Source organism: Microbacterium sp. ZXX196, assembly GCF_009709595.1.
GTDB lineage: Bacteria > Actinomycetota > Actinomycetes > Actinomycetales > Microbacteriaceae > Microbacterium > Microbacterium excoecariae.
In genome coordinates this window covers 107,569-124,172 of sequence record NZ_WMEE01000001.1, presented here as the reverse complement: position 1 = coordinate 124,172, position 16,604 = coordinate 107,569, and the positions used below count along the sequence as shown (strand labels likewise).

13 protein-coding genes are annotated in these 16,604 nt (G+C 71.1%); 4 read left to right on the top strand and 9 right to left on the bottom strand.

Features of this window, described 5'->3' with window-relative positions; genetic code table 11:
• Positions 1 to 52: 52 nt before the first annotated feature.
• From GJQ66_RS00585 to GJQ66_RS00560, 6 genes are read right to left on the bottom strand one after another with little or no spacing between them, the layout of a single operon-like run.
• Positions 53 to 796, bottom strand: a complete 744-nt coding sequence (locus tag GJQ66_RS00585) for an ABC transporter ATP-binding protein (RefSeq protein ID WP_155047434.1) — start codon at positions 794 to 796, stop codon at positions 53 to 55.
• The gene (locus GJQ66_RS00580; RefSeq protein ID WP_155047433.1) at positions 796 to 1,605 is read right to left on the bottom strand and encodes an ABC transporter permease; all 810 of its coding nucleotides are present in this window, start codon (positions 1,603 to 1,605) and stop codon (positions 796 to 798) included. The genes GJQ66_RS00585 and GJQ66_RS00580 overlap by 1 nt, the downstream gene beginning before the upstream one ends.
• Positions 1,602 to 2,900 (bottom strand): hypothetical protein, encoded by a 1,299-nt coding sequence (locus GJQ66_RS00575; protein ID WP_155047432.1) that lies wholly within the window; start codon positions 2,898 to 2,900, stop codon positions 1,602 to 1,604. Before GJQ66_RS00575 ends, GJQ66_RS00580 begins: the two co-directional genes overlap by 4 nt.
• 8 nt (positions 2,901 to 2,908) lie before the next feature.
• Positions 2,909 to 4,096 (bottom strand): UDP-galactopyranose mutase, encoded by a 1,188-nt coding sequence (gene glf / locus GJQ66_RS00570; protein ID WP_368732485.1) that lies wholly within the window; start codon positions 4,094 to 4,096, stop codon positions 2,909 to 2,911.
• Positions 4,097 to 4,130: 34 nt separating this feature from the next.
• Positions 4,131 to 6,164, bottom strand: coding sequence for a DUF6541 family protein (locus GJQ66_RS00565; protein WP_155047430.1), 2,034 nt, complete (start codon positions 6,162 to 6,164; stop codon positions 4,131 to 4,133).
• Positions 6,165 to 6,186: 22 nt separating this feature from the next.
• On the bottom strand, positions 6,187 to 7,110 hold the full coding sequence (locus GJQ66_RS00560) for a glycosyltransferase (RefSeq protein ID WP_155047429.1): 924 nt from the start codon (positions 7,108 to 7,110) through the stop codon (positions 6,187 to 6,189).
• Between the two features lie 113 nt (positions 7,111 to 7,223).
• On the opposite strand from GJQ66_RS00560, the gene GJQ66_RS00555 reads away from it, so the two are divergent.
• Positions 7,224 to 7,730, top strand: coding sequence for a GtrA family protein (locus GJQ66_RS00555; protein WP_155047428.1), 507 nt, complete (start codon positions 7,224 to 7,226; stop codon positions 7,728 to 7,730).
• Here GJQ66_RS00555 and GJQ66_RS00550 read toward each other — a convergent pair.
• Positions 7,683 to 8,474: a sulfotransferase domain-containing protein gene (locus tag GJQ66_RS00550; RefSeq protein WP_155047427.1), complete on the bottom strand. Its 792-nt coding sequence runs from the start codon at positions 8,472 to 8,474 to the stop codon at positions 7,683 to 7,685. The genes GJQ66_RS00555 and GJQ66_RS00550 overlap by 48 nt on opposite strands.
• A 112-nt stretch (positions 8,475 to 8,586) precedes the next feature.
• Positions 8,587 to 11,412 carry an LGFP repeat-containing protein gene (locus tag GJQ66_RS00545; protein WP_155047426.1) on the bottom strand — a complete coding sequence of 942 codons (2,826 nt, stop codon included), beginning with the start codon at positions 11,410 to 11,412 and terminating at the stop codon, positions 8,587 to 8,589.
• Positions 11,413 to 11,486: 74 nt separating this feature from the next.
• Here GJQ66_RS00545 and GJQ66_RS00540 point away from each other — a divergent pair, with 74 nt between their 5' ends.
• Positions 11,487 to 12,584 (top strand): glycosyltransferase, encoded by a 1,098-nt coding sequence (locus GJQ66_RS00540; RefSeq protein ID WP_155047425.1) that lies wholly within the window; start codon positions 11,487 to 11,489, stop codon positions 12,582 to 12,584.
• On the opposite strand, the gene GJQ66_RS00535 is transcribed toward GJQ66_RS00540, so the two are convergent.
• Positions 12,574 to 14,217, bottom strand: a complete 1,644-nt coding sequence (locus GJQ66_RS00535; RefSeq protein ID WP_155047424.1) for a glycosyltransferase family 2 protein — start codon at positions 14,215 to 14,217, stop codon at positions 12,574 to 12,576. The two genes, GJQ66_RS00540 and GJQ66_RS00535, sit on opposite strands and share 11 nt — an antisense overlap.
• Positions 14,218 to 14,366: 149 nt before the next feature.
• Between GJQ66_RS00535 and GJQ66_RS00530 the strand changes: the two genes are divergently transcribed.
• Together GJQ66_RS00530 and GJQ66_RS00525 are read left to right on the top strand one after the other, a co-directional pair.
• The gene (locus tag GJQ66_RS00530) at positions 14,367 to 15,668 is read left to right on the top strand and encodes a UDP-glucose/GDP-mannose dehydrogenase family protein (RefSeq protein WP_155047423.1); all 1,302 of its coding nucleotides are present in this window, start codon (positions 14,367 to 14,369) and stop codon (positions 15,666 to 15,668) included.
• Positions 15,665 to 16,588, top strand: coding sequence for a glycosyltransferase (locus GJQ66_RS00525; RefSeq protein WP_196215765.1), 924 nt, complete (start codon positions 15,665 to 15,667; stop codon positions 16,586 to 16,588). Before GJQ66_RS00530 ends, GJQ66_RS00525 begins: the two co-directional genes overlap by 4 nt.
• The last annotated feature ends 16 nt before the right edge of the window (positions 16,589 to 16,604 follow it).

Sequence of the window (16,604 nt, the reverse complement as noted above, 5' to 3'; positions counted from 1 at the left end):
CGGGTCCCGCACGCGGCGCGCGTTCCTCCGGGCGCCCTCGCCGGGCGGCGGATCAGCTGTCGGCGTTGTAGGCGTCCAGGACGGCCTCGATGTCGTCGTCCATGACCAGGCGATGATCGCGAATGTAGAGGCCCCGGCGGCAAAAGCGCCGGAGGTCCGATTCGCGGTGGCTGACGAAGAACAGGGTGCGCCCCTCGTTGAGCATCTCGTCGATGCGCGCGTAGCACTTTTCGCGAAACACCTTGTCCCCGACGGCGAGCACCTCGTCGACGAGCAGGATCGGCTCGTCGAGTTGCGAGACGACGGCGAACGCCAGGCGCACCTTCATGCCGTTGGACAGGTGCCGGTAGGGCGTGTCCTGGAAATCCTCGAGCTCGGCGAACCGGATCATCTCGTCGTACCGGGAGGCCACCTCGGCTCGGCTCATGCCGTGCAGGCCCGCGGTGAGCGCGACGTTCTCGCGCACCGTGAGGTCGCCCACGAAGCCGCCCGTGATCTCGATCAGCGGCGCGACGCCCCCGCGCACGCGCACCGTGCCCTCGTCCGGGAGGAGCACCCCGGCAACGAGCTTCAGGAGGGTCGACTTGCCCTCGCCGTTGCGCCCCACGACGCCGATAGCCTCGCCACGGCGCACCGAGAAGCTCACGTCCCGCAGCGCCCAGAACTCCCCGCGCGGGGTGCGCCGCGAGGCGCTGGCGAAGAGCGACTTGAGCGAGCGTCGACCCCGCCGGCTCCGGCGAAAGCGCACGCCGAGCCCCTCGACCTCGATCGCATTCGCGACGCGGTCACTGCCCATTACAGCTCCTTCAGAACGGCCGGCTCGAGGCGGCGGAACACGAGCGTCCCCACCGCGAGGAGGGCGATGCTCATGCCCACACTCACCCAGACGGCGAACGCGTCCCACTGATCCGGAAAGAACGCGGCGCGATACATCGTCATGATGCCGGCCAGCGGGTTGAACGCGCCCAGCTCGCGGAAGACGCCCGGCAGGTCGTGCATCCCGTAGATAATCGGCGTCGCGTAAAACAGCGCGCGCAGGATGAGGCGCGTCGTTCGTTCGAGGTCGCTGAAGAGCACGCACAACGGAGCGACGAGGAGGCCGAGGCCCGTGAGAAAGACCAGCTGCACCACGACAGCGACCGGGAACCACAGCGCGCCCCAGCCGACACTCGCGCCCGCGCACACGGCGAACAGCACGAGCACGGGCAGCGAGAACAGGAACTCCACACCCTTCGAGACCACGATGCGCCCCACCCAGATGGACCGCGGGATCGCCGTCGAGCGAACGAGCTTCGCGTCGCGATTGAACGCGCGCGTGAAGTCGGTCACCGACTGGTTAAACCAGACCCACGGCAGGAGGGCCGAGATGAGGAAGACGATGTACGGCTCCGCCCCCACCGAGCGATGGAAGATCACCGTGAACACGAACCAGTAGATCCCGCTCATGACGAGCGGATCCAGCACGCTCCACACGTAACCCAACCAGCTCGTCGCGTACCGCACGCGCAGGTCGCGCGCCGAGAGGAGCCACAGCGAGTGCAGGTAACGCCGGAGCGTGCCCGGCGCGCCGACGCCCGCTGGACGCTCGCGCCCCGCGGGCGTCATCCGTGTCGCCGAAGACGTCGCCGCGCGCCGCCGGCAAGCCGGCGCGCGCGATCCGCGAGCCGGCGGGCGGCTCCCGCGACGAGCTCCCGACCGGACGCGTCGTCGAGGGAGCGGGGATGCTCGGGCGTCGCGTCAGCCCGCGACGCCGCTTGCTCGCGCAGGGCGGCCTCGCCGTGCTGCCGCGCATCGGCCGCCAGGCCGATGGCCGCGCGGACCGCGAGATCCACCGGCACGCGGGCCGCGACGTTGTGCCCGTCGTCCTCGGTAAAGCGGGACGGCGCGCGGAGTGCCGCGAGGTCGCCGACCACGCGTACCCCGGACGCCTCGATCTCGTCGGCGTGGGCGGCGCCGCGCGCATCGGCGATCTGCGCGGCCCAGCGCGGCAGGAGGAGGCGTCGCTCGTCTTCGCCCGGCGTGCGGTTCAGTAGCGCGTGCGGGAGATCGATCGGGAGCCGCCCGCGGCGGCGCTCGAGCGCCGTGTTCGGCCGGTCGTACTCGCGGTTGAGCGCGAGCATCACGGATGCCTCGTCGACCGTCATGCTGCGGTTCGACACGCTCCCGCGCTCCTCCGCCTGGAGCATCGTGCGCGGGAGGCCGAGCATGTCTTCGAACGCGTCGGTCAGCTGGCTCCGGTGCGCGGGGTCCACCACGACGACCGTGACGTTCTCCGGGCCGAGGACGCGCGCCCACCGAGCGACGACCTCGCCCTGCGAGGCACGGCGGCGAAACGCGTCCACCTGCCAGCGTGTATGCGCGTCGGGCGCCTCGTCGTCGGTCAGGATGTAGCGGATCCACGTCTCGAAGTCGTGCAGCATCGTCGACTTGAGAAATTCCTGCCACGTCGAGGTGACGATGGTGCCGAACTGCCGCACGGACACGACCGCGTGGAGCTGCGGGCCGAGCTCGTCCCGGAAGCGGCGTGCCTGGTCGTCATCGCACTCCGAGATCCACTCGTGCGAGACCCACACCCGCGCGTCCTCGGCCTCCTCCACGCGGCGACGGAGGTCCTCCCAGTGCTCCCGGCCGGGGACCCCGGAGGTGTCCGCCACCTTCTTGTTCATCAACGCCGCGGCGGGCAGAAGGTGATCGTGACGCTTGGTCAGCGTGCGCGGGTACACCACGCCCGACGACGCCAGACGCCCGCGCAGGCGCACAGCCGTGCGCTGCAACGCCGTGGTGCCGGTCTTCGGGAGGCCGATGTGCAACAGGCGGGCGCCCGGCGGCAGGAGAAGCGGGGAGGCACCGGCCGGCGGCGCGTCGGTCCCGAGAGCGGCGTCAGAGTGCGAGGCGGTCATGGCGCGGCTCAGGCGAGCTTGTTATTCCACATCGACAGCGCCGAGCCGATCGCCATGTGCATGTCGAGGTACTGGTACGTGCCGAGTCGGCCGCCGAAGTGGACGTCCCGCTCCCCCTTGGCGAGGTCGCGGTAGGCGAGCAGCCCCGAGCGGTCGTCGGCCGTGTTGACCGGGTAGTACGGCTCGTCGTCGCGCTCGGCGAAGCGCGAGAACTCGCGCATGATGACCGTCTTGTCGGTCGGGTAGCTCTCGGCGCGCTCCGGGTGGAAGTGCTTGAACTCGTGGATCCGCGTGAAGGGGATGTCGGCGTCCGGGTAGTTCATGACCGGGGTGCCCTGGAAGTCACCGACGTTCAGCACCTCCTCCTCGAAGTCCAGCGTGCGCCAGCTGAGGGCGCCCTCCGCGAAGTCGAAGTACCGGTCGACGGGGCCCGTGTACACGACGGGCAGCTGACCCACGACGGCCTGCTTGTGGAAAGGCTGCGAGGCGTCGAAGAAGTCGGTGTCCAGGCGGACCGTGATGTTCGGGTGGTCGGCCATCCGCTCGAGCCACGCCGTGTAGCCGTCGGTCGGGAGGCCCTCGTGCGTGTCGTTGAAGTACCGGTTGTCGTACGTGTACCGGACGGGCAGGCGGCTGACGATGTCGCCCGACAACTTCTTTGGATCCGTCTGCCACTGCTTCGCCGTGTAATCGCGGAAGAACGCCTCGAACAGGGGACGGCCGACGAGGGCGATGCCCTTCTCCTCGAAGTTCTGCGCGGTGGCGGCGTCGAACTCGCCCGCCTGCTCCTTCACGAGCGCGCGGGCCTCGTCCGGCGAGTACGCGGCCTGGAAGAACTGGTTGATCGTTCCCAGGTTGACGGGCATCGGGTAGACGACGCCCGAGTGGTTCGTGTAGACGCGGTGCACGTAGTTCGTGAACGACGTGAAGCGGTTGACGTACTCCCACACGGTCTCGTTCGAGGTGTGGAACAGGTGCGCGCCGTAGCGGTGCACCTCGATCCCCGTCTCGGGCTCGGCCTCGCTGTAGGCGTTACCGCCGATGTGGGAGCGGCGGTCGATGACGGTGACCTTGCGGCCCGCGTTCGCGGCCCGCTCGGCGATGGTCAGTCCGAAAAAGCCGGAGCCGACGACAAGAAGATCCGTGTCCATGCGTTCATTCTTCCATCGACGCCGCGGGAAACCCGACAGGCCCATCCGAATGTCACGAACGGATCACGTGCGTGAGAGATCAACCCGCCGGGAGCTCGCCGCACTGATCGATGCGGTACAGCTCGGTAACGCCGTCCGTGGCCACGCGCTCGAAGAGCCCCGCCTCGACGGCCCGGTGCGGCCCCGGGAAGTGGTTGCCGGACGGGTCTCCCCCGCCGAACTCGTGCGGGTCGTAGAGCACGTACCGCACGCGCAGCGCGTCGAGCGCGCGGCACACATCCGGGTTGTCCTCGATGTCCTCCAGGTGCCAGGCGAGCGCGAGGCGGTCGGCGTCCCACTGTCCGTTGACATGCGGAAACACCGGCTCGCGATCCGCGTAGAGACCGGTCAGCGCGGACCCGTCCCACGGATCCCCGAGCACGCGCTGGTCGGCGGGAACCGTCTCGCGCACCACGGTGTCGAAGAAGTCCTGCTGCGCCGCCGAGATCACGGCCCACTCTGCGCGTTCCGCCGGCTGCGCGAACACCGCGGCGATCGCCGCGGTCGTGCCGGTCAGCGCCAGCACGAGCCCCGACGCGACGACCGCCACGGCGGCGAACCCGACCGACGCGAACGCGGCGACGCGCCGCCCCCGCGCGGTCGCGCGCGCCGCGAGGCGCCCGAGCGCGACGGCGCCCCACGCCGCGAGCGGAACGGCGACGACCGGGAGGGACGCCGCGATGCGGAACCGGTCCTTGTACCAGACACCGGTCGCCAGCTTCGCGACCGCGCCGTCCGACCCCGCGGCGAGGACGTAGAGCGCGGCCGCGATCGCGAACGCGACAATCAGCCACCGCGCGGATCCGCGGCGGACGAGCGCGCCGATTCCGGCTGCGATCAGCGCGGCGAGAACGATCGCCGGGCCCGTCACCGTGCCCACGCCCGTGCCGAACTGCTGGAGAAGCACCTGGGCGACCCCGGCCCCGACGCCCTGCACGGCCGCGGCCTGCGGGCCTTCGAGGCGGTTCTCGAGCGGCTCGTCGAACAGCCCGAGAACCCCCACCGCGTAGACCGCGCCCGCCGCGAGGGCCGCGGCCGCCAGCGCGCCCCCCGCGACCAGCGCACGCACGGTCGCGCGGCGGCGGCTCCCGCCCGCGCACCACCCGCGTCGCACGACAGCGGCGAGGAGCCACACGACGAACGGGGCGACCAGAACGGCCCAGGTCGGCAGGACCCGGGGGTGGGCGACGGCCAGCGCGCCCAGAGCGACGGCGAGGGCGGCGGAGCCGACCAGGATCGCGCGGGCGCGCCGTCCCGGCGGCGCCTCCGCGGCGCCGCGCGCGACGAGCACCCCCGTCGCGCAGGCCGCCGGAAGGAGGGCGTGCGCGAGGAACGTCGGGTAAATCGTGCCCCACGCGAGGAGCGAATAGGGGAAGGCTCCGAACGCCGCGGCGAGGAAGAGGGCGCACACAACCGCCACGTCGCGGCGCGTGCGCGGCAGGACCACCTGCGCACACCACGCGACGCCCGGCACCCACGCCAGCGCCGCGACCGCGAGCCATGCCGCGTGGAAGGCCACCGGAATGCTCGCGCCGGAGACCTGGCTCGTCGCGACGGCGATCAGATGCCACCCGGAGGGGTAATACGCGATGCCCGCATCGGCCGTCTCAATGAGCGAGCGGAGGGTCAGGGGCGAACCCGACCCGCCGTCGAGAATCGATGCCGCCGCCGACAGGTGGAAGACGTTGTCATACGTCTGCGAGATACGCTCGGGACCCGCGACGCCGGCCAGCGCGACGACCGCGATGACGGCGGCACCCGCCAGCCAGGCGCCGGCGATCGCGAGCGGCGGGGCCGTGAGCGGCGACACGACGCGAGCGGGGCTCGCACGCCGGATCAGCCACGCCGCGGCGAGACCGACCAGGGCGGGCGCGAGCGCATACCAGGCCGCGAAGGCGATCCCCAGCGCGCCCGCGACCGTCGCCGCGCCGCCCAGGCAGACGACGCTCACGAGGCCGGCGACCGACACGCGCGCGAGGATGCCCATCCTGAGCGGCGCGAGCGCGATGAGGCCGGGCCCGAGCAGCACGACCGCCGCCGCGGCGAACGCGGGCACGCTCCCGACCCAGCTCATCGCGCGCCCCGGACCGGCGGATTCACTCGGTCGCGCGGTAGGTGAGGTAGTTGAGCCTGCTCACCTCGCGGCGCGACTTGAGCACGCCATCGAGTACGAGGCCGGCGGACCAGGAGAGCGCCCCGCACACCGACAGGCCGATGACCACCACGGCGGTCGGGAGCCTCGGGACAAAACCCGTCTGGGCAAACTCCACGATCAGTGGGATCCCCAGGATGACCGCCACGAGCACGAACAGGGCACCGATGAGCCCGTAGAAGAACAGCGGCCGCTCGTGCCGGATCAGCTGCACGACGAGATTCAGGATGCGGAAGCCGTCGTGGTACGTCCGCAGCTTCGATTCGCTCCCCGCCGGACGGTCCTTGAAGCCGACCGCGACCTCCGCCTGCGGCACCCGAATGCTCATGACGTGAACGGTCAGCTCCGTCTCGATCTCGAACTCGCGCGACGCGGCCGGGAAGCTCTTGACAAACCGGCGCGACATGACCCGATAGCCGCTGAGCATGTCGCTGACGCGATCCCCGAACACGGAGGACACGAGCCAGTTGAAGCCGCGGTTACCCAGTTCGTGCCCCGCGCGGTACGCCGACACCGTCTGCTCCTCGCGGACGCCCAGGACGTGGTCGTAGTGCCCCTCGCGGAGCGTCCGAATCATCTCCGGGAGCACCGCCGCGTCGTACGTGTCGTCTCCGTCGATCATCACGTAGATGTCGGCCTCGATGTCGGCGAACGCGCGGCGCACGACGTTGCCCTTCCCCTTGCGCTCCTCGCGCCGCACGATGGCCCCCGCCTCGCGCGCCACCTCCGCCGTGCGATCGGAGCTGTTGTTGTCGTACACGTAGACGACCATCTCCGGCACCGCAGCACGCAGGTCGGCGACGACCTTCGCGATCGCGAGTTCCTCGTTATAGCAGGGGACGATGGCCGCGATGAGGGGCTGAGGCATGGGGGAACTTCCGGCACGTAGGATGGGTGGGCTCCACGGCGGGAGGTCGCTCAGCGCCGCCGGAGCCGCCCCAGGCTAACACGGCCGCTCGCGCCCTCTCGGGAGGAACACCCATGCCCCGCCACCCCCTCGTTCGGAAGCTCGCGCAGGCAGGCTCGTTCCTCGTCATCGGAGGGATCGCGTTCCTCGTCGACGCGGTGACCTACAACCTCCTGGTGTTCGGATTCTCGGGTCTCGGGCCGCTCCACGCGTACCCGCTGCCCGCGAAAATCTTCGCGATCGTGGTGGCGTCGGTCGTGACGTACGTGGGCAATCGCTTCTGGACCTTCAACGACCGCCACCTCCCCCACCGGTGGTCACGCTACGCGCTGTTCGTCGTCTTCAACCTCGTGGCGATGGGGCTGCAGCTCGGCTGCCTCGCCTTCTCGCGCTACGTGCTCGGCCTCGACGGGATCGTGGCCGACAACATCTCGGGAACGTTCATCGGGCAGGCCCTGGCGACCGCGTTCCGCTTTGTCACCTACGACCGATGGGTGTTTCCCCACGACGGCGCTGGCGCGGAGGCCGACGCGTCAGGCCGGGAGCCAGTGCGAGAGGTCGCGCCCGAGGATCGCCTGTAGCTTCTCCACCTCCGGCGCGTACAGCTCGCTCAGCTGCGCGCGGACGGCCGGGGTGAGGCGCGGAACCGCCGGCCACCCGTTGCGCTTTTGCTTGACGGAGGCCGCGTTGACCTGAAATTCGAGCCCCTCGGGATCGATGTCGTTGTCGAGCCCGATGTCGTTCATGACGCGGCGGATCAGGGCGGGCTTGTCCTGGAGGTCGTCGTAGAGGTAGGTCCGGGTCTGGGGCAGCCATTCCTGCCATGCCTCCAGCAGCGTGCCGTAGCGGCCGAAGTCCACCATGTAGAACTCCGTGTCGACGACGTCGATCTCGGCCGTGTACTCGCGGCGCCCCGCGGCGATGTGGTGGACGTAGGCGGACTCGTACCGGTCGACCGGGTCGCGGAACAGCAGCAGCACCGCCGGGCGATCGAGCGTCGTGGCGATGTTCCGCGCGACGTTGCTCTCGGGGCTCGGGGGGCGGAGGTAATTCGGGCTGCTCTCGTAAAAGTACGCCGCATCCGAATCCTGCGGGAACCGCGCGGCGTACTCCTCGAGGCGCTCCGCGTGACCCGGGCGGTTGAAGTAGTTCAGTTCCTTCGTGTCGGACTTCTGCAGCTGAGCGGACGCCTTCAGCGCGTGGTGCAGCCACGTCGTCCCCGCCTTCTGGGCGCCGCCGATGATGAGATTCGGCAGGCGCGCTCCCGACGCAGTGCGCGTCACGGGCGCGATCTCGGAGGGAGAGGTGTGCTCGGGCGTACTCACAGCGTGCGTTTCTCATCCTGTCGTGCGCCCGCAGGCGCCGTGTGCGCGGTTCACCTTCAGGCTAGGGCATGCCCGGCCCACGCACCGCGCGAGGCCCGCGCGAGGCGACGCGTCAGGAATACCGCACGCGCGTTCCCTCGCCCGAGCGCCACGTGATCGTGCCGCCCTCGAACTGCTGCGTACACGTGCCACCGCCGCAGGCCTCGCTCGCGGTGGGGTACCCGAGCCGGCCCGATTCGTACCCCGTCTCGCGCCATGCCGACAGGATCGCGCCACCCACGCCGTAGGCCCCCGCGGCGGAGGAATAGAACTTGCCGCCGTCAAAGTTCTGCCAGCAGCCCCCGTCGGCGAGGGTGCACTTCTCCACGGAGGTCGGATATCCGAACTTCCCGGATTCCGACCCCGATGCCGTCCACGCGCGCTGGATCGCCCCGAACATGGTCGGGATCGCGCTGGTCATGCCCGCGTGCCAGTACACGCGGCCGCCCTGGAAGTTCTGGTAGCACCCGCCCTCATCCAGCCCGCAGCGCTCATCCGAGGTCGGGTAGCCGAGCGCGCCCGCCTCGTACGCCGCGTCCTTCCAGGTCGCGAGAATAGCGCCGTCCACGGCGTGCCCGCCGCTGGCGGCCGACCAGTAGATCTTGCCACCGTCAAAGTTCTGCCAGCACCCGCCACCGGCGAGCGTGCATTTCTGCACCGTCGTGGGGTAACCGAGCGATCCGGTTTCCATGCCCGACCGTTTCCAGGCGTTGCGGATGGCGCCGACCACGGCGATGCCGTCGTCACCCATCGCGGGCTTCCAGTACACGCGCCCGCCCTGGAAGTTCTGGTAACACCCGTTCTGCGTCAGGCCACACCGCTCGTTGGAGACGGCGGCCCCGAGCTTCCCCGCGAGGCCCCCGCCCGTGCTCCAGCCGGCCTCCAGCGCGCCCGAGACAACGCGCGCCGACGCGCCCGAGGACCACGTGATGGTCCCGTGCTCGAAGGTCTGGGCGCACACGCTAGACGACACGCAGGTCTCGTCGCTCGTGGGGTATCCGAGCTCGCCGCTCTCGTAGCCCGTAGCGCGCCAGGCCGAGAGGATGGCCCCCTGCACGGCGTGCGCGCCGTCGTCCGGAGACAGGTAGACCTTGCCCCCCTCGAAGTTTTGCCAGCAACCGCCGCCGACGAGCGTGCACTTCTGCACCGAGGTGGGATATCCGAGGCTGCCCGATTCCTTTCCCTCGCGGCCCCACGCCGCCTGGATCCCGCCGAACGGCAGCGCGATAGCCGTGTCGCCCATCGAATCCGTCCAGTAGATGCGTCCGCCCTGGAAGTTCTGGTAGCACCCGCCATCGACGAGGGTGCAGCGCTCGTCCGACACGGGATATCCGAGGATGCCCGACTCCCAGCCGTTCGCGCGCCACCCCTGCTTGATCGCGCCGCTCGTCGCGTGGGCACCCGAATCCGCAGACCAGTGAATGCTCCCGTTCTCGAAGTGCTGATAGCACCCGCCGTCGACGAGCGTGCACCGCGGGTCGGTCGTGGGGTACCCGAGCGGCCCGCGCTCCGAAGACTGCGCGACCCACGCGGCCTGGATCTTGCCCGACGTGACGTGCGCGCCCAGGCCGCTCTTCCAGTAGATGCGGCCGTGCTCGAAGTTCTGGTAGCAGCCGCCCCGCGGCAACGTGCATCGCTCCTCGCTCGTGGCGGGGCCGAGGTCGTCCGACACCGTGCGCCACTTCGTGCCGATCGCGCCCGACACGGAGTACTCCGTGCCGCCGCTCCCGCTCCCGCCGCCACCGTGCGTGGACCCGAACCAGTCGGTGTAGTAGTTGTAGAAGTTGCGGTTGCCGTACGACGAGCAGCTGTCGCCGACGCCGTAGCCGGCGTTTAGCGCCGCACGGTTGGGCTGGTAGGGCGTGTAGTAGTACAGCGCCGCGGTCGCGTCGTTCTTGATCGTGACGGCCGCGGATCCGCAGCTCGAGTTCGGGTGCCACAGCACCTGCGACGAGCGGCCCACGGGGTACCAGCTGAAGTAGGAATCCTTCGTGTACCGCTGCAGCTGGTAGGCCGCCATGTACATCTGGTTCTGGAACCCGAAGTACGTCGAGTCGCAGTTCGCGGTGTTGCCGGGGCCCGTGTCGGGGCAGGCGTAGCCCATCGCGGTGTCGTAGCGCCAGTCGCTCGGCCAGACGTGGGTGATGAGGCCCTGCTCCTTCTGGAGCATGACGATGAGGACCTTCTCGCTGACGTTGCAGGCCTTCGCGACCTTCGAGATGATCTGCGCCGCGCTGTCGTTCGAGGAACCCACGTAGCGCGAGGTGCAGTAGCTGTTCGGCTCCTTCGTCGCCGTGCGCATCGAGAAGTCCTTGAGGCAGGTGTAGCCCGCCTCACACGTGCGAACCTTGCCGTTGAAGAAGGTCTGGATCTGCGACGCCGACATCGTGCCCGACGTGTACATCGTGGCGTTGTCGATGATGTCGCCCGCGTCGAAGCCCACGAGCGACGTCGTCTGGAACTCGTCTCCCATCGCCGCGAGGTATCCGCCCGGGTCGACCTCGTCGACCGTGTTCGAGCCGATGTAGTCGCCGTTCTCGGGGGTCGGGATCGCCTGATCGCCGGCTTCCTCGGTCGCGAGTCGCGCGGCGTCGTCCTCCTCGGACGTCGCGTCCTCGCTTGGCGCCTCGTCGGGTGCGTCGTCCTCGGCGGGCGCCGCGTCCGCCTCTGCGGGCGCGGAGGGCGCCGCCGTGGGATCGGCCGAGGGAGTCGTCTCCGGATCCGCGGGCGCGTCCTCCGGCGCTGCCGTCTCCGTCGGGGTGGGCGCGGGAGTCGGCGTGGACGTCACCGCGCTCGCCGTCGTCGGCAGCAGGGCCCCGCACAGCACGGCGATGACCGCCGTTGCCAGCAGGGCGCGCCCGCGCACGGCGGAATCATAGTGGTGACGGATGCGACGCATAGGCACCAGTGTGACAGAAGTACACCGGATCCCCCAGTGTCCGTCCACCCAGCCGTGCGGCCTACGATCGATCCATGCGTTCCGGTCCCCGCGTGCTCGTGTTTCCCGCATATCGAGACAATCCGTTCCTCAACCTCCTGCAGCTCGCGGGGACGGCGGCGGGGTACCGCATCGAGGGCGCGAACACGTACGACGACCTCATGCGTGCGGCGCGCACGCTGAACCGCGGCGATGTCGTGCACCTGCACTGGACAACGCCGATCCTGCAGCAGGCCCAGACGCGGGCCGCCGCGGAACGACGACTCCGCGCCGTGCGCCGCCTCCTGGAGCGCATGCGGGAGCACGGGGTCCGGCTGCTGTGGACCGTGCACAACCGCCTGCCGCACGAGCTCACCTTCCGGGAGCTCGAGATCGAGCTGATGGGCGAGGTGGCGTCCCACGCCGACCTGATCCACATCATGGCCCCGCACACCCCCGCCGCCCTCGCGGACATCGTGCGGCTGGATCCGGAGAAGGTCCGGATTCTCCCCCACCCCAGCTACGAGGGCGTGTACGACACGGGGCTCGGCCCGGACGCCGCGCGGGCGTCGTTCTCCCTCGCCCCGCGCGACCTGGCCGTGCTGTTCCTGGGGCAGATCCGCCCCTACAAGGGCGTCGACGCGCTCGTCGGCGCGGCGGCCGAGGCCGCGGCGCGCCGCGACGACCGCGCCGTGCGGCTCCTCGTCGCGGGCGCGGTCAAGGAGATGTCCCGCGAGGATTTTGCCGCGACGATTCCGGCGGGCCTCGCCGCGGCCACGCACCTCGACTTCGTCCCGGACGGCGACATCGCGCGCTGGTTCGCCGCGGCCGACGTCGCGGTGTTCCCCTACCGCGCGATTCTCAACTCCGGCAGCGTGCACCTCGCCGCGACCTTCCGGGTTCCCGTCGTCCTGCCCGCGGATCCGCACCTCGAGCGCCAGTTCGCCGACGAGCCGTGGGTCGCGTTCTTCGACCCGGCCCGCCCCGCCGAGTCCCTCGCGGACCTGCTGGCCGACCCCGCCTTGTTCGCGGGCGTCACGGCGGAGTCCTTCGACGCGTTCCTCGCCCCGATCTCGCCGTGGGAGACCTCGCGCCGCTACGCCGCGCTCCTCGCCGAGCTGACCGCCGAGTCCCCGCGCGCGCTCAGCGCCTGAGGCGGGCGCGCGCGAGGATCGCGGCGCGACGTGCCGCCCGCGGGATCCAGTGGCGGCGCCGGCGGACGACGAGGATCCCGTCCTGCACGTCGTACAGGAACGCGTCGCGGGGCGCGTAGGGCGGGATCGGCGGCTCGCCGGGCACAGGGACGCACTCCCCGCCCGGCGCGCGCACGACCGGCGTCAGCGGCCGGTGGAGCGGGAGCGCGGCGACCGGATACACGGCGGACCACGCGTCCTCCCCCGTCCACGTGACGCTGACAGGATCGATCACCCTCGCCCCGCCCTCGGCGATCGACGCCTCGCCGTCGAACAGAGCGGGCGCAAGGCTCGGCTCCTGGCCCCGACCCTCGACGACGAGCAGCGGCCCCCCGGCCACGCGCGTGAGGCGCCCCGCCTCGCGCGCGGCCCCCTCGCCCCGCGGATCCGGCGAGAAGAGCGTCGCGCGCGGGCCCCACGCCTCCGTCGCGAGGGCCGCGGCCTCCTGCCACGCGGGATCGGACGCCCGCGTGGCGAACTGGCGCGCGAACCGCTCGGCGATCACGCTCCGCTCGGGGGCCGGCACCCCCGCCGTGGGGTCGTCCGACGCGAGATCGACAAAGCCGGCGAGCGCCGCCGGCGGCGCCGGAGATCCCTCCGCCGCCGAGGCCGCCACCGCGGCCGCGGCGAGCCGCCCGGACGCGGCGAGCTCGAGCGCGAGCCGCCGCAGCGGATGCACGTTGGCGCCCGGCCATCCGGTCGCGGCGAGCAGGCGCGCGAGCTGCTCCGAGACCGCGACGTCGCCCTCGCCCGGCTCCCACGCGGCGAGGAACTTCGCGACGGCCTGGAAGCCGTCACGGTCCCACACGAGGTTCGCGTACACGCGATCGAGCTCCGCGCTGCGCTCGGCGCGCACGAGCTGGGCGCACGCGGTCTCCTGCGTGAGGTAGCTCACGAGCGACGTGGACGCTCCCGCGCGGGCGGTCATCGAGCCCGCGCCCGGACGCTCGCGATACACGTAGACGACGTCCGGGATGATGTCGATCGATGCCGCCCCGACGAGCGCGGACACCATCGGCACGATGTCGTTGGAGCGCGGCACGTCGGGGAAGGCGATGCCGGAGGCCTCCCAGAACTCCCGGCGGTAGGCCTTGTTCCAGCAGGGGCGGCTGTAGAGCAGCGTCGGCTCGTCGGCGAGCGTGATCCCCGACCGGTGGTGCGCGAAGGCGGGCATGGCCGCGGTCGGGCGCCAGGTGTCGACCGCGCGGAACTTGATGTAGTCGCCGACCGCCATGTCGGACCCGGTGCGCTCGAGGCTCCCGACGAGCGCCGCATAGGCCCCGTCCGGGATGAGGTCGTCCCCGTCGGCGAAGATGAGGTAGCGCCCCCGGGCGAGCCGGGCGCCGGCGTTGCGCGCGGATCCGCCGCCCGGCGTCTCGGCGGCGTGCACCGTCACCCGCTCATCGCGCGCGGCGAAGGCCCGCGCGATGTCCACCGTCTCGTCAGTCGAGCGGTCGTCGACGACAAGAACCTCCATGTCGACGCGCTGGGCGAGGATGCTCTCGAGGCTCTGGCGCAGCCAGGGAGCGACATCGTGGGTCGGGACGACGACGGACACAAGCGGTGCGCCGGGGGCGCCGGAAGATTCGCGCATAGCGGATCCAGGATATGCGGCCGCGCTGAGGCCCGGATGAGGGATCCCTCACCTCCCGGCGTGCGGAGGGCTCGCGCCCCCGCGTCGTGGCAGGATGTGAGGGGCGCGCCGTCGGCGTGCGACGACGATCCCCATGAAGGAGAGAATCCATGCAGTTGAGCGTCATCGGATGCGGCTACCTCGGCGCGGTGCATGCGGCAGCGATGGCCTCGCTTGGCCACACGGTCGTCGGCATCGACGTGGACGCCGCGAAGGTCGCCACGCTCTCGTCGGGGAAGGCGCCGATCTACGAGCCGGGCCTCAACGAGATCTTGCAGGCGGGCCTCGACTCGGGCAACCTCTCCTTCTCGACCAACTACGCCGACGCCGCCTCGGCCGAGGTTCACTTCATCGGCGTCGGGACGCCGCAGCGCAAGGACGGCGCGGGCGCCGACCTCACGTACGTCGACGCCGCCGTCGGCGACCTCCTCCCCCACGCGAAGGCGGGCTCTCTCGTCGTCGGCAAGTCGACCGTGCCCGTCGGCACGGCCGAGCGCCTCGCCGGCGTCGTCCGCCCCGCCGGGCTGCGCCTCGCCTGGAACCCGGAGTTCCTCCGCGAGGGCTTCGCCGTCCAAGACACCGTCGCCCCCGACCGGCTCGTCTACGGCGTGGGCGGGGACTCGGCCGACGACGACGTCGCCACGCTCGACGCCGTGTACGCCTCGATCCTCGAGCGCGACACCCCGCGCCTCGTCACGGACTACGCGACGGCCGAGCTGGTCAAGGTCGCCGCCAACTCGTTCCTCGCGACGAAGATCAGCTTCATCAACGCGATGGCGGAGATCGCCGAGGTCACGGGGGCCGACGTCACGCAACTCGCCGACGCCATCGGCCACGACGTGCGCATCGGCCGCAAGTTCCTCAACGCCGGCGTCGGTTTCGGCGGCGGCTGCCTCCCGAAGGACATCCGCGCCTTCACCGCGCGCGCCGAGGAGCTCGGTCGCGGCGAGTCGGTCGCGTTCCTCAAGCAGGTCGACGAGATCAACCTGCGCCGCCGTCAGCGCCTCGTCGACCTCGTCGTCGACTCCTTCGACGGACCGGTGTTCGGCCGCCGCGTGGCCGTGCTCGGCCTCGCGTTCAAGCCCGACAGCGACGACATCCGCGACTCTCCCGCCCTCGACGTGGCCGTGCGGCTGAAGGGCCTCGGCGCCGAGGTCGTCTCCTACGACCCGCAGGCCATGGAGACCGCGCGCCGCGCGCACCCGCAGCTGACCTATGCGGACAGCCTCGAGGAGGCGCTCACCGGCGCCGAGGCCGTCGCGGTCGTCACGGAGTGGAAGCAGTTCAAGGAGCTCGACCCCGCCGCGACGGCCGAGCTCGTCGCGCGCCCGGTCGTGTTCGACGGCCGAAACGTGCTGGACCCGGCTGCCTGGCGCCAGGCGGGGTGGACCTATACGGGGATGGGCCGGTGACGACCGAGCCGCGCGTCGCGGTCGTCGTCCGCACGAAAGACCGGCCGCGATTTCTCGCGCGGGCACTGTCGAGCATCACGGCCCAGACCCTCGAGGACTGGGAGTGCGTCATCGTCAACGACGGCGGCGGCACCGCGCCCGTCGACGAGGCGATCGCGCGCGTGCCCGAGCGCTTCCGCGACCGCGTGCGGGTGCTGCACCGTCAGCGCTCCCACGGCCGCTGGGTGAGCGCGAACGCGGGCGTGCTCGCGAGCACGGCCGATCTTCTTGTCTTGCACGACGACGACGACACGTGGCACCCCGAGTTCCTCGAGCGCGCGGTCGCCTACCTCGACGCGCCGGAGAACGCCGATCGGGCGGGCGTCGTCTCGCGCATCGAGCTCGTGCGCGAAGAGCCCGACGGCGACGGCTTCCGCGTCCTCGAGCGCCAGCTGTGGGAGGCGCAGCTGCCGATGCCGACGCTCGCCGACGAGCTCCTCTACAACCGGTTCGTGCCGATCGGATTCCTCTACCGCCGGTCCGCGCACGAGCGCCACGGCCTGTACGACGAAGCCCTGCCCGTGATCGGGGACTGGGACTTCTACCTCAAGCTGCTGCGCGAGGCGCCGCTGGAGTACCTCGACGACACGACGCCCTACGCCTACTGGCACCAGCGCCCAGGCCAGGGCGGCGCGCACGGCAATAGCGTCATCGCGGCCGGCCGCGACCACCGCCTGCACGACGCCCGCATCCGCGACGAGGCGCTGCGCGCCTACGTCCGCGACAACGGCGACGGCCTCGTCCTCTTCCTATCGAAGATGATCGACGACCGGATCCGGGAGTCCGAGGAGCGGATCATCCGCGAGGTCGAGCGGTATTCGCTGCCGGAGCGCACGGTGCGCACCCTGAAGCGCCTCGCCCGCCGCGCGCGGGGGGCGTAGGCCGCCCGCGCGGCGC

Bases quoted from the DNA above. Each gene is read 5' to 3' on its own strand.
- GJQ66_RS00585 (WP_155047434.1), bottom strand. From the start codon at position 796: ATGGGCAGTGACCGCGTCGCGAATGCGATCGAGGTCGAGGGGCTCGGC.
- GJQ66_RS00580 (WP_155047433.1), bottom strand. From the start codon at position 1,605: ATGACGCCCGCGGGGCGCGAGCGTCCAGCGGGCGTCGGCGCGCCGGGC.
- GJQ66_RS00575 (WP_155047432.1), bottom strand. From the start codon at position 2,900: ATGACCGCCTCGCACTCTGACGCCGCTCTCGGGACCGACGCGCCGCCG.
- glf (WP_368732485.1), bottom strand. From the start codon at position 4,096: ATGGGCCTGTCGGGTTTCCCGCGGCGTCGATGGAAGAATGAACGCATG.
- GJQ66_RS00565 (WP_155047430.1), bottom strand. From the start codon at position 6,164: ATGAGCTGGGTCGGGAGCGTGCCCGCGTTCGCCGCGGCGGCGGTCGTG.
- GJQ66_RS00560 (WP_155047429.1), bottom strand. From the start codon at position 7,110: ATGCCTCAGCCCCTCATCGCGGCCATCGTCCCCTGCTATAACGAGGAA.
- GJQ66_RS00555 (WP_155047428.1), top strand. From the start codon at position 7,224: ATGCCCCGCCACCCCCTCGTTCGGAAGCTCGCGCAGGCAGGCTCGTTC.
- GJQ66_RS00545 (WP_155047426.1), bottom strand. From the start codon at position 11,412: ATGCGTCGCATCCGTCACCACTATGATTCCGCCGTGCGCGGGCGCGCC.
- GJQ66_RS00540 (WP_155047425.1), top strand. From the start codon at position 11,487: ATGCGTTCCGGTCCCCGCGTGCTCGTGTTTCCCGCATATCGAGACAAT.
- GJQ66_RS00535 (WP_155047424.1), bottom strand. From the start codon at position 14,217: ATGCGCGAATCTTCCGGCGCCCCCGGCGCACCGCTTGTGTCCGTCGTC.
- GJQ66_RS00530 (WP_155047423.1), top strand. From the start codon at position 14,367: ATGCAGTTGAGCGTCATCGGATGCGGCTACCTCGGCGCGGTGCATGCG.